Genomic DNA, 13,705 nt, shown 5'->3' on the forward strand with positions numbered 1-13,705 from the left:
CTTTATAAACAGCTCTACCATGACGTGAGTCGAGGGGGGCTGTTTTTCTTTTTATCACACATAATGAATTCAACAATTTCAACTAATCAATTATACTAAATTATAAATATTTCAATTATCTATTGTGCGAAAGGATGAATCTGCATATAATCATGTTAAGCGCTTACATAAAAAGCGGGGTCGAGACGCGCGTCAGACCCTGCATGAACGAACGTTTTCTTCCCATATCGACCTCGCGAATAACGCATACGAAAGGATGAACGAATTGGGCACAACGACTCGAAAATTGAAGAAACCCGCGCACGCGCTGATGGCGTGCTCGCTGCTAGCCGGCTTGTTATCGCCGGCGATCGGCGTCAACCCGGCCGTGGCCAACGGTCCTGTTCCCGAAGGCGAACCGGCCGCGAACGAAGTACAAGCGGCGGCTCAGCCAGCCGCCTCCGTCTTCTCCGATTTCATCACGGTGGACGGCGACGCGCTGATGGAGGGCGACCAGCCGTTCCGTTTCGCCTCGCTCAACTATCCGGGGGCCATGCGCGATCCGGCGTTCTCGCAGGAGGATGCGCTCCGCACGATCGCCGCCATGGGCGGCAAAGTGACGCGGACATACGTGCCGCCGGTCAAACGGTACGATAACGCGAACGCGTCGTACGCGCTCGTGAAGGGGCCGGATGCCGAAGGGGTCATGCAGTTCAACGAAGAGGGCTTCCGCAAGCTGGACCATCTGCTGGCGCTGGCGAACCAGTACGGCGTGCGGCTCATCATTCCGTTCGTCGACCAATGGCAGTGGGAGGGCGGCATCGAGAGCTACGTCAACTTCCGCTATCCCGGCACGATCTCGAACGATGCGGCGAACGATCCGGATGCATGGAAGTTCTATACCGATCCGCTCGTCATTTCGGACTTTAAGCAGGTCATCCACTACATGATGAACCGCGTGAACACGGTCACGGGCGTGAAGTACAAGGACGACCCGGCGATCCTCGCTTGGGAGACGGGCAACGAACTCGGCGGCTACAATCAAGATAAATTCCCGCAATCGTGGACGACGGAGATCGCCCGCTACATCCAGGAGGACATAAATCCGAGCCAACTGCTGCTCGACGGTCGGTTCGCCGTGCATGCGGAGTCGCTGACCGATCCGAACATCGACATCGTGGGCAACCATTTCTACACGGGCAGTTTCATCGACAAAATCAATGCCGACCAGGCGTCCGCCGAAGGCAAGAAGCCGTACATTCTCGGCGAATTCGGCCTCTACACGACGGGCGAGCCGGTCGATCAGCTGTACAACGCCGCCCTCCAGAACGGGACGGACGGCATCATGATCTGGTCGCTTCGCCCGCACAAGGACGACGGCGGTTTCTACTGGCACGACGAGAATCCGGGCAACTGGGCGTCGTACCACTGGCCGGGTTTCGCGTCCGGCAATTATTACGGCGAGAAGGACATCATTCGTACGGTTTATAAGTATGCGCACTATATGAACACCGGCGATACCGCCAAAACAACGCCAGTGCCGCCGATACCGGCGCCTGCGAACGCGCCGGTGCTGTTCCCGATCGAATCGGTCGCGGATATCCGTTGGCTCGGCTCTGTCGGCGCCTCGGGATACGAGGTGCAGCGTTCCGTCGACGGGGAGAATTGGATCAGCGTGACAACGGATTTCTCCGACGGCGGCCGCGCGGGAACGCCGACCTTCCACGACGAGAAGGCGATCACGGGGCAGGCGTACCAGTACCGCGTGCGCGGCGTCAACGAGACCGGCGTCTCGGATTGGTCGAACGTCGTGCCGACGACCGCGAAGCACGTTATCACCGACGAGCTGAGTTTGCTCTACAGCGAGAAGGAGAAGCGGCGCACGTTTGCGTACGACCATTCTTCGAACGTACTGACGAGCTCGCCGGACGGCAACGAGCGGGGCTACGGGTACAAAGCCTACGTATCGACGCCGGCGGCCGGCACGCTGACTTACGCGTCGCCCGTTCCGCTGTCCGAAGTTCGGATGGCGGCGGCCGGCAGCGGCGCGGTCAAATGGTTCGCGTCGGAGGACGGCCGCCAGTATGAGGAGATTCAGCCCGCGGAGCAGGACGGTCAACTCGTCGCGGAGGAGCTGCCGGCCAATACCCGGTACGTCAAATTCAGCATACCGGGCGGCAACTCGGTGCAGATCGACTGCATCCAGCTGCTCTACGACTATGACGGCACGGGATACGAGGCTGTTCCGCCGCTAGTCCGGAGCGGGTTCATCAAGGATACGGCGTTCGAAGACGCGCCGGTCGCGCGCACTTCGAATCTGTCGGTCGAATCGATTCAGGCCGGCGAAGAGACCGTGAATGCGCTGACGAAGCAGGCTAGCGGCGACGCGGAGCTTGTCTACAAGGCGGACGGCGACATTAACTCCTACCGCGTAACGGCGTATGCGAACACGGCGGAGGAGATCGAGTTCCATGCGTCGATCGACGGCGTGACGTATACTAAAGCGACGCCTACCGTCAGCCGCGCCGCCCTCTCCGGCGGATGGAGCAAAGTCGTTTATACCGACTTCGCCGTGCCGGCCGGCGCGCGTTACGTGAAGCTGGTCTATCCGGCGGCGGCCGACGAACAGTCGCCGGCGGTGGCGCGCTTCGAGCTGGGCTACGGCAGCAGCATGATTCCGCCGACGGATAAGCCGCCGGCGAACGTGCTGGAGGACGGCGAATACGATTATGGCCAGAACGAGAGCATCCAGGCGAGATACGAGAAGGACGCGGAAGGCGGCGATATCGCCGTTACGCTGCTTGCGCTGGATACGCTGGTCGCGGCGAATGCCAAGAAGGGCACGAGCAGCATGCAGCTCGCTTACGATCTTGGCGAAGAAGACTTTGCGGGCTTGACGCGTTCGACCGGTCATGCCGACCTGTCCATGTTCGATGCGCTGCACGCGGTCGTCGCAGGCGATGGTTCGGGCAATACGCTGGCGATTCGTCTGACCACGGCGGACGGCGGTACTTGGGAAGGACGCAAAACGCTTAGCGGCACGAGCGAAGAGACGATCGAGATCAAGCTGACGGATTTCGTGCGCGTAAGCGGCGAGGCGGCGGAGCCGAATTGGCGCGACGTCACGGCGTTCGGCATGTATGTCGCGCGCGGCGAAAGCGCAACGTCCGCCGGCGGCGCGATCACGCTCGACAACGTCAAGCTGGCCAACGCCTCGAAGCTGGACGGCTTCGAAGGCTACGGCGGCTATAACGTGCTCTTGCAGAAAGCCTTCTCGCGCAACGCGGGCGGCGGCGCCTTCGCGGTGTCCCTCGATGCGGAGCATCGCTCCGAGGGCAACTACGGCATGCGCGTGGATTACAACTTCGCCGGTCCCGGCTACGCGGGCGGCAGCTTCAACCCGGATTTCCTGAACCTGAAGGGCTATGACGGCTTCACGTTCTGGTTCCAGCCGGACGGCGCGGGCAACGAGCTGGCCATCCAGTTCACGGACGACGCCGGCAAGTATTGGGAGACGAAAGTCGTGTACAAAGGGAACGACGCGCGGCTTATGTACGTGCCGTTCGATGCCTTCCGCCATCCGGGCTGGTACAGCCAGGACCAGACGGCGCGGCCGGACGCGAATCGCAATATCGTGGCGTTCTCGTTGTATATCGGCGGGGGCGAAGGATCGCTCGCAAGCTCGGGCACGTTCTACGTCGACGATATTAACGGCGCCCAGTTCATGGAAGAACTCGGAGAGTCGACCGTCGTGATCGACAAATCGGTACAGTCGGCCACCGCGCTGCCGGTAACGATTCACGGTACGGCGACCGGAGCCAAATATGTCGCGATCCATGCCGGGGACCTTGTGTTCCATACGCCGGTCAAACCGGACGGTACGTGGACATACGCGAGCGACAAGCTGCCGAACGGCGATATCGCGATCAAAGCGGCGGTTGAGCTGTTCGACGGCACCGCGCTCAGCTCGGATACGCATACGCTCTCCGTCAACGTGCCGAACAATCCGAACACGGGCGGCGAGCCGGGACCGGTGTTAACCAACTACGTGCAGAACCCGGGCTTCGAGGAAGCCGTGGACGCGAACGCGTCGCCGGCGCTGCCGAAGCACTGGACGAATAAGGACGCGGAAGGCGCGGAAGTAACAAGCGGCATTGCGAAGATCGAAGCGGTATCCCCGCGTTCCGGCACGCATCGCCTGGCGCATTGGAATGATGTCGCTTACGAGGTGACGACCTCGCAGACGGTAAGCAATTTGCCGGACGGCATCTATGAGCTGCGCGCCTGGACGAAGAGCAAGGGCGGCCAGCAAATCGCCGAGATGACGGCAACCGCGCCGGGCGGCGAGACGAAGAAGATCGACATTCCGGCCGGCGAAGGCACGTGGGCATACTTGAAGCTGTCCGACCTGACGGTTCGCGGCGGAGAACTCGCCGTAGGCTTCCACTCGAAGGACCTCGGCGGCAACTGGATCGCGGTCGAAGACGTGGAGTTGGTGAAAACCGGCGACATTAATTACGCGGCGAATCCGAGCTTCGATGAACCGGTGGACGCGGGCGTCTGGCCGATATTGCCGAAGCAGTGGGTGAACAAGGATGCGAGCGGCGCAGATATCGCTAATGGCATCGTGAAGCTGGAAGCGGCCAATACGCATTCCGGCGCCTACCGTCTGGTGCATTACAACGCCGCCGCATATGAAGCGACGACCTCGCAGACGGTGACGAATTTACCGGACGGCGTGTACACGCTGAGCGCGTACACGAAGTCCAAGGGCGGACAGGAGAAAGCCGAGCTGCAAGCGATCGTCGGCGAATCCGTGCGTTCGGCTGCCATCCCGGCCGGCGAAGGCGCATGGGTGACGACAAGCGTTACGAATATCGAGGTGCGAGGCGGCGAACTCACGATCGCCATCCATTCCAAAGATGCGACGGGCAACACTTGGATCTCCGTGGATGACGTGACGCTCGTGCGCAGCGGCAATCTGGCGGTCACGGCCGTCGCGGGCGTAAGCTTGAACAAGAACGCGTCGACGCTCGACGTCGGCGCAAGCGTCCAATTGACGGCGACGATTACGCCGGCGAACGCGACGAACAAAGACGTAACGTGGAGCTCGAGCGACGCTACCGTCGCGTCGATCGCGGACGGACTCGTCACCGCGAAGAAAGCGGGCACGGCGGTCATTACCGTGACGACCGCGGACGGCGGGAAGCAAGCATCGGCGACGGTAACGGTCGTATCGCCGACGACCGGAGGCGGCTCCGGGGCTGTAGTTACGCCGCCGGTCACTACCGACCCGAATCGCGTGGTAGAAGGCGGGGACATCCGTCTGAAAGCTGCCGGCACGGGTGCTGAAGCGGTCGTTACCGTTAAGACCGACGAAGTGAAGAAAGCGTTGGAGCAAGACAAAGACGGCGTGCTTGCTATTAAAGTGGAAATCGGAGCCGACGCGAAGACGCTCAAGGTGAGCATCCCGGTTGGCGCATTCGGGAACGATGCGGACGCGAAGAGCATCCGGATCGAATCCGGTCTCGGCGCGGTAACCGTGGCGCGCGATCTATTCTTCCAGGCGCTCGCGGGTAGCGGAGCAACCGAGCAGACGCTGGAACTGACGATCAAGGCGATCGATCCATCCGGTCTGCCATCCGACACGCAGGCGCAGTTGTCCGGCAGCACGGTGTACGATTTCGCGCTGCGCGTGAACGGCAAGCCCGTACACGAATTCGAGGGGCGGCAGGTTCAAGTGGCGATCCCTTACAAGCTTCAAGAAGGAAAGAATACGAATGCCGTCATCGTCTACTATGTCGATGAAGCGGGTAAGCTTACCATTGTTCCGGGTGCGCGTTACGAGTCGGTTTCCGGCCAAGCGGTATTCGCGGCGGAGCACTTCAGCGGCTATGCGGCGGCGTATCGGGCGATCGCATTCGACGATGCGAGCAGCGCGCCTTGGGCAGCCGACGCGATCCAATTCCTGGCGGCGCGGGATATCGTCCGCGGCGTCGGCGAAGGACGGTTCAACCCGGACGGTTCGGTGACGCGAGCGGAGTTCGTTCAGATGCTCATGAACGCGGCGAGCTTCGAGACGAAGGGCGGCGAAGGCGGAGCGGGTGCCGAACCGGCATTCACGGATGTCGCGGTGTCGGCTTGGTACTACGAATCCGTGACGGCGGCGAAGCAGCTTGGCCTCGTGAAAGGCAGAGCCGATGGCAGCTTCGGCGCGGACGAGCGGATCACGCGGCAGGAGATGGCCGTGATGCTCCACCGCGCTGCCGGTTTGCTTGATGTCGAGCTGGCGCAGCCGGAGCAAACGGCGGCATTCCTGGACGCGGACGCCATCGCCGGCTTTGCCCGCGAAGCGGCGCAAGCGGTGCAGGCAGCAGGCCTCATGCAAGGCGCAAGCGGCAAGTTCTTGCCGGATAATGCGGCTACGCGCGCCGAAAGCGCGGTCGTCGTGTACCGGTTGTTTCAATCGCTCCATCCATAAATAGACTAAACCGCCCTTCGCAAGATGCGAGGGGCGGTTTTTGAACGTTTCACGGCAAATCTACGGCTGGACGTTATTCCGCAATCGTCTCTTCGCCCGGCAAAATTTGACGCAGATGGTGGTTCATATGTGCGACATAGTCGTCGATCAGCCACGCCAAGGTTTGCGTCTCGCCGCTTGGCAGCAGCACATTTCGAGCCGCGGTTTCTTCTCGGAGATGGGCGATGACGCGCACGATCGATCGGTTCAAGCTCACCCAGAGCGCGACGATCTCGTCAATGGGGGCGTCCGCATAGCGCTGAGCCGCCACCCACTCGTCCTGGTTATACGGCTGCAGCTGCCAGGGTTCCGGCATATGCTGCGCGTGCACGAACCGGGTCAAGTTATGAAGCGCGGAATCGCACAGGTGACCGAGGATCTGCAGGCGCGACCATTTGCCTGGATGCGGGGGAATTATCATCGCTTCGGCGGATAGGTCCGCGGTCGCGACGGGTACTAAAGCAAGGAGGGATTCGAGACGGGCAGCGGCGTTTAAGGTCATAGGGTTCGCTCCTATTCGTCAGGGAGTTTTTTAACATTCTTAACTTGAAGAATAGCACGAGCCGAGGCGTACGAGTTATCGAGAGAAAACGATCGGGACATTCATTATTTTCGATGCATGCTAGGTTCCGGACGGGGAATCTTCGAGAAGGCTTGCTTGTTGTCTCCCGTGCCAAAAGCTGTTAATTTGGTTGAAGAGACGCGGCATCATGTACGAATACGAGTGGAGGTGGTGAGTGACCTATGAACGCACGGATCTTGATCGTCGCGCTGCTTGTGCTCGCAGTGGGGTGCAGCAATGGAGCGAACGACGCATCGCCTTCGGGCGGCAACGCGGGGCAGGCGGCGCCGTCAGACGACCAATCGGAGTCGATCGGCGGCATTGTGGGGCAAATCATACCGCCCAACGATACGCCGGACAACACGCCAAGTGACCAGCCGAGTTCCCCGCCGCCCGCGCAAGCCTCGGACGCCATCGTCGGAGAAACGGTGAAGGAGCAGTCCTTTCCGGTTGAGTTCGAGCTGGCGGGCGAGTCGGAATTTATAACGACCGCGGAGGACGTGGACGGTAGGCCGAAGCTTCATTTTTACGTCAAAAAAGCGGATGCGGTGACGGAGCTTGCCTATGAACCGGAGTCTCCGGGAGCTTATTATAGCGTCGCGGCGGTCGCGTTCCGGGACGTTAGCGGGGATGACCGCAAAGACATTATCATTCTGATGGAATACGTGACCGGAGCGGGTCAGATGGGAACCGTGCCGGTGTCGCAACTGCTGCTGTATAAGCAGACGGAATCCGGCTTCGTCCAAGATCAAGCGCTGCAGGAGAAGGCGAGGGCGGGCGTGCCCTACCGGATCTTAACGATTCAGGACGTCATGACGGGCCTAGCGACGGAACCGTCGGACAGCGTACCGAATGCATGGAAGAAGTTGAAGTCCGGCGACTATGAGCTGGAGGGCTCGGATGAGCTGCAAGGCTCTACGGTTACGGTCGAGAAGGTTGCCGCAGACCGATTGCAATTCCGGCTCGATGCTTTCTATGCGGCGGATGAAGAGGCGGCGGAGCGTGGCGGCGTCAATATCGGCAATATCGAATCGGGCGAGGCGACGATCTCCGGGGAGGATATGGTTTTCCGGGATGGCGAGTTCGAGCTGACGATCTCCTTGATTGCCAACAACAAGCTATACGTTAGCGACAATGGCGTGGGATATTTCGGGCATAACGTATGGGTGCACGGGGAGTACGAACGCAAGGATTGACCACTTGCTTATTAGACACTAGTCAGCACTTGCGCGTGCGCGCAATGCGAATAAGGCAACCGCTGCCGTGCGGTTGCCTTATTCGTCGTGACGATTGTGTTAATCCCACACCCTGGGCCGGGGCAAGCCTGCGGTGCGCATATAGTCCAGCAGCTGGCCGGCATGGACCGATTCATGGTAGGCAATTCGCAGAAGCATGTCGCCTAACGAACGCACATAGCCGACGTCGCTTCGATCGATCTGAACGTTGGACAAATCCGCGTCGGTATACCCTTTGACGGTCTCCAAGAAGGCGGCCCGATAAGGGCGCGAAAAGGCGATCTCTTCATCGATCGTCGTGAAAGCGCGCGGCTCATAAGGTGAATCGTAGTCTGTCAGACTGCCTCGATTCATTAAGGCCAGGTGATAATAATGTTCGCTATCGAGGACATGGCGGATCATGTCTTTCATGCTCATTGCATCCGGGTCCGGTCTCCAGTCCATATACGCGGTCGGGATGCTCGCCCACAGGAGCAAGCTTCTGCGTCTAACTTCTTCTAAGTTCCATACGATGGCGTCAATTGCGTGCATAGGGTGGTTCCTTTCTACAACAGAATGAAGCCATTATACCAGAACTTATGTTCGCGGTGAACTTTACTGACTCGCCGATTTATAGATCCACTTGCCGTTTCGATCCAAGTAGCCTTGCTGCGTACCGTCTTTGACCCAGGCCGCTCCCTTCGAATACGGTTTTATTTCCGTAAAGACATAGCCAGTCACGGTTTTGCCGTTGCTGCCCAGCACAGCCCATTTGCCATTCTTGCGGACCGCAGCCAGCCCTTCGCTGAACATCGCGGCGTCATCGAATTGTGCGGAGATCACCATTTTACCTGAAATCGAGGCATAGCCCCATTTACCATTGGTCTTGACTGGCGCAAGACCGCTCCCGCCATGGCCTTTCGCTGCTTCATACTGAGGTTTGATGAACCATGAGCCATTCTTGGAGATGAAGCCCCACTTGCCGTTCAGCGATACGGGAGCAGCTTTGTCTGAGAAAGACTCGGCTGCTTGGTACTTGGCCGGAATAACGACTTTACCTGACTTATCGATAAAGCCCCATTTTCCGTTGATCCGGACGGCTGCGAGGCCGCCGGAGAACGATCGCGCTTCTGCGTATGCAGGGGGAATTCTCATTTTGCCGGTCTGATCCAAGTACCCCCATTTACCGCCTTGCAGCACGGCAGCCATTCCTTCGGAAAAGGACTCGGCGGCGTTGTACCCGCCTTTGCCGACGTCTTTCCCCAGTTTGTTGATATAGGTCCAGCCTGTTGGTAGTTTAACGGCAGCCAGGCCTTCATGATATTCCCTGACCACTTGAAACTCTTTGAGGAAAGGGCGCTTGCCCGATTCGTCAATGAAGGTCCACAGACTGTCCGATGCCCGTTGGACTGCGGCGAGTCCTTCCGAATAGGGCAAGGTCTTAAAATAGATCTGGCTATCTTTGATAGGCGAGTAATGCTCGTCCAGATACGTCCATCTTAACCCGTCTTTGGGAATAGGGAGCGTATAATGAAGGTCGGGCGAAGTGGTCGATACTCTAGTGGGGGGCATCACGTTATGAGTGATATTGGCAATCTCGCCGTTACGGTTTTGTCCCCATCTATAAAGAGTCCCGTCATGGGTCAACGCAACCGTGATCTCTTCGCCGCTGGTCACCGCTGCTACATCCTGAATACCCTTTAGGAGGACGGGCTTTGTATGAGAAGAAGTCGTGCCGTCTCCGACTTGACCATAGTTATTGGGCCCCCATGACCAGACTTCACCTTCTTTCGTTACGGCCTTAGTTCCCGAAATTTCAATAAGATCGGTCAGATCTATAAGCTTGTAAGGCTTATCGCTGTAAGCATGTACGTCGGAGCCTACGCCCAAGCTGCCCTGATAATTAAGGCCCCATTTCCAGACCGTTCCGTCTTGGAGTACCGCCATGTCTTCGGAAATGAGCGATACTTGGTCAAGCGCTTCAAACCGTTCGGGGACCGTTACTACTTGCTCAACGCACGACCCGCGTTCGGCGTTACATTCGGGAACGCTACCCCAACGCCATAGTTTTCCTTTGTCATCGACGGCATAACTTTGATCGAAAGAAGCATACAGCGCCTTAATGTTCGACAATTGCGATACCTGAACCGGATTCGGCTCGAATGTTGTTGCGTGGCCTGTACCAAGCTCTCCTTTGCTGTTGCGTCCCCAGCCCCATACGGTGCCGTCTTTTTTGAGCACAAGCGTATAAAATGCGCTATCCGCTACCCCAACGACATTATTGATGCCTTCGACCCGCTTGGGCACGTGGCTCAGTTGAATATCCGCCGCGGTCGCACCAGGCATGTTAGCTCTATAATTGCCCCACTGCCAAACTTCTCCGGCCTCCGTGACGGCCGTGGAATGCGCGTAGCCCGCAGCGATCAAGCGTACATGACCAATACCTGCAATCCGGAAGGGCGCGACATGGTAATCCATCCGTTCATCTCCAAGCTGACCGCTTATGTTTGTTCCCCAACCCCATACATTTCCATTATTATCCAATGCTAGAAAGTGATAATATTCTCCGGCGATGGCGGTAAATTTCGGCGTTTCGTCTCCTTGCGTGGTAGCTGCCAAGGAAACGGGCGCTTGTCCGAGCGCTAAACTAAAAGTTAACAGCCATAGCATGGCGATGATCCATTTGCGATTCAATTGATTTGCCCCTTAACTTGTGAATTTAGCTATCAGCCCAATACAATGCAATGGCCTGGGCTTCTTACGCATGTACGGCTAGTCATTTCGTGCCATATTTCGAATAATTAATTCAGGGGAATTTGGGGTCGAATACCAGTCGAAATGAGAATGACCCAGGTAAGAATCGGCCAATTGGGCGCAAGAGTGGGTCAACAATTCGGAGCCAAGTTTGGATACGTTTAGCAGAGCATGATGTGGATTGGCCTGAATTCTCAGCTGCTTCTCGTATTTCCAGCGAGTCCTGATACTCCAGAATGTCTCATCGGTAGCGGTATCAACCGATAATTCAAGTCTTTCTATTTTTGAATGAAGAAGCGCAGACGTTATTTCTTTCGCCCGTTTAAAGTTTAAAGGGTGCACTGCCCCGTTAAAAATAAAAAGATTTGTATGCGTTTGATTGTCGCGTTGAAGATAAATGACATCGTTCGTCTCATGGACATGTCTAAAAAGACGGGACAACCGCGCCATCTCCGGGCAATCCTCGGCATCTATTAGTATAAAATGCCCCGCTTCTTCTTTAACGCGAATCCCAATATCGCTTTGCAATATATGTATGACATTCACGTTTAACGTGCCGGGTAAAATCGTGTGACGATTTAAGATCAAAATGCCGCGCCTCCGCTGTGAGAATATCCTCAGTATGCCATTATGCAGCAGCATTTTGGAAGCCTTAGAAATTTACCAATGGGGTTATATTCTAGGACCGTAGCTGTAATCGCGGAATTTGTCGATACAATATCCTCTTGTTCTCCCTTGCCCCTCGCATTCTTCATAGATCTCTTCAATCGGACTCTTTGGCGGCGTTATCCGGAACGTAAATGGCATCAGTCGATCCGAAATGCCGCGATAACTCAAAGGCAATACTTCTAAAGTGATCTCTGAATTTGATCTCGAGATCATTAAGTACAAAAGTAAGCCGGCGAGTATAATGTTCCACCATGCAAACTTGTTCCGAAAAAGTAAGGCTAAGTCCGCAAGGACCGCTCAGACAAGTCGTGCCGCCGGTGCGCCCATGGTGTTATTCATTTTTGATAGTTCCATTGTACAATCCGTTATTGAAATCGAACAGATCCTAACAAATCCTTATCTCATTAGCTGTTGAGCAATGAATTCGCGTGTATTGGAAACAAGTCTGGTAATGAGACTAACTATATTTCAATAAGTTGAATTAAATTTTATTGAATTAGTTAAAATATGTTGAACTATAAGTTTCAACATGTTAAAATCGTTTCTGTAAGCGATATCAAATTACATCATGCCTTAAGGGGGATTCATGCAATGAAGAAGTTCGGTTTAGTGCTGGTTACGGTCTTCATGACGGTCGCGCTTCTCGCCGCTTGCGGCGGCGGCAATGGAGGCAACAACGGGGGCAACGCGGTAAACAACGGCGGTGATGCGGCGAACGCAGGCAACGGCGGCGGCAATGCCGGATCCGAGAACGCGGGCGGCAACGCCAATGCGGCGGAAGGCGGCGACATCAGCGGCACGATAACGTTCCTGACGAACCGCACGGACATGATCGACAAGGAATACGTCGATTACGCGAAGCGCTTCAAAGAGAAATATCCGAACGCGGACGTGAAATTCGAAGCGGTCACCGACCTGGATAAGACAACGAAGATCCGCATCGCCTCCGGCGAGTTCCCGGACGTCGTGCTTGTCCCGACGCTGCCGAACAGCGATCTGCCGAAATATTTCGCGCCGCTCGACGATCTCGGCCTGAACGAGCGCATCTACTTCAAGGACTATAAGTCGTTCGAAGGCAAAGTGTACGGCATCTCCGCGGGCGGCAGCACGACAGGCATCGTGTACAACAAGAAAGCGTTCGCCGATGCGGGCGTAACCGCAGTGCCGAAGACGCTGGACGAATTCTACGCGGCGGCGGAGAAACTGAAAGCCAAAGGCATCGTACCGCTCGCTTCCAACTTCAAGGATCAATGGACGCTCTATCCGTGGGCATCCGAGGTGCCGTCCTCGATCGCGGGCAACGCGAACCTGAACAACGAGCGCGTGAACAGCGACACGCCTTATACGCTGGATAACCCGTACGGCCAAGCGATGACGATCATCCGCACGATGTACGAGAAAGGCTACCTCGAGCCGGACGTCAACTCCACGAACTGGGAGCAATCCAAGAAAGACATCGCCAGCGGCAAATTCGCGATGTACTTGCTCGGCAACTGGGTTATCCCGCAAGTCATCGAAAGCGGCACGACGAGCGACAACGTCGGTTTCTTCCCGATGCCGTACGACAACTCCGGCAAAGTGAACGTGGCGCTCGCGCCGGACTGGGGTTATGGCGTCAACAAGGACAGCAAGAACTTGGCGACGGCGAAGGCCTTCGTCAAGTGGATGGTCGAAGAGTCCGGATTCGACGACTTCGCGGGCTTCATTCCGGTCCTGAAGGATAAAGAAGCGAAGGTCGCGCAGCTCTCCGAATTCAACAGCTTCAGCCCGAATTACATCGAAGCGGTGTCGGACACGCCGGAGACGACGGAAGTCGTGAACAAGGCGCAAATCGTCAAGGAAGCGCTCGTGCAGGAGTTCGTCCTGGCGAAAGATCCGCAGCAAATTCTAGACAAGTACAACAAGCAATGGGCGAAAGCGAAGAAAGCCGTTCTTAAATAGGTCGTTCAAAAAGACGCTGAATGGTCGCCTTTTTGAACACGTTCTTAAATAAGCACTCGGCGTTTG

Annotated in this window: 7 protein-coding genes; 3 read left to right on the top strand and 4 right to left on the bottom strand. The window is 56.9% G+C overall.

Features of this window, described 5'->3' with window-relative positions:
• Positions 1–265: 265 nt before the first annotated feature.
• Positions 266–6,460 (top strand): S-layer homology domain-containing protein, encoded by a 6,195-nt coding sequence (locus tag BCM02_RS15210; RefSeq protein ID WP_187434230.1) that lies wholly within the window; start codon positions 266–268, stop codon positions 6,458–6,460.
• 73 nt (positions 6,461–6,533) lie between these two features.
• On the opposite strand, the gene BCM02_RS15215 is transcribed toward BCM02_RS15210, so the two are convergent.
• Entirely contained in the window at positions 6,534–7,001 is a 468-nt protein-coding gene (locus BCM02_RS15215; protein WP_148929951.1) for a DinB family protein, read from the bottom strand.
• Between the two features lie 242 nt (positions 7,002–7,243).
• Between BCM02_RS15215 and BCM02_RS15220 the strand changes: the two genes are divergently transcribed.
• The gene (locus BCM02_RS15220) at positions 7,244–8,257 is read left to right on the top strand and encodes a hypothetical protein (protein WP_148929952.1); all 1,014 of its coding nucleotides are present in this window, start codon (positions 7,244–7,246) and stop codon (positions 8,255–8,257) included.
• 99 nt (positions 8,258–8,356) lie between these two features.
• Here the strand turns inward: BCM02_RS15220 and BCM02_RS15225 are convergent, their stop codons facing one another.
• From BCM02_RS15225 to BCM02_RS15235, 3 genes are all read right to left on the bottom strand, one after another.
• Positions 8,357–8,827 carry a DinB family protein gene (locus BCM02_RS15225; protein ID WP_148929953.1) on the bottom strand — a complete coding sequence of 157 codons (471 nt, stop codon included), beginning with the start codon at positions 8,825–8,827 and terminating at the stop codon, positions 8,357–8,359.
• A 63-nt stretch (positions 8,828–8,890) separates the two neighbouring features.
• Positions 8,891–10,969, bottom strand: a complete 2,079-nt coding sequence (locus BCM02_RS15230) for a WG repeat-containing protein (protein WP_148929954.1) — start codon at positions 10,967–10,969, stop codon at positions 8,891–8,893.
• A gap of 78 nt (positions 10,970–11,047) precedes the next feature.
• Positions 11,048–11,617, bottom strand: coding sequence for a hypothetical protein (locus tag BCM02_RS15235; RefSeq protein WP_148929955.1), 570 nt, complete (start codon positions 11,615–11,617; stop codon positions 11,048–11,050).
• A gap of 672 nt (positions 11,618–12,289) precedes the next feature.
• Between BCM02_RS15235 and BCM02_RS15240 the strand changes: the two genes are divergently transcribed.
• Positions 12,290–13,639 carry an ABC transporter substrate-binding protein gene (locus BCM02_RS15240; protein WP_148929956.1) on the top strand — a complete coding sequence of 450 codons (1,350 nt, stop codon included), beginning with the start codon at positions 12,290–12,292 and terminating at the stop codon, positions 13,637–13,639.
• The last annotated feature ends 66 nt before the right edge of the window (positions 13,640–13,705 follow it).

It is taken from the genome of Paenibacillus methanolicus, assembly GCF_008124765.1.
Taxonomy (GTDB): domain Bacteria; phylum Bacillota; class Bacilli; order Paenibacillales; family Paenibacillaceae; genus Paenibacillus_Z; species Paenibacillus_Z methanolicus.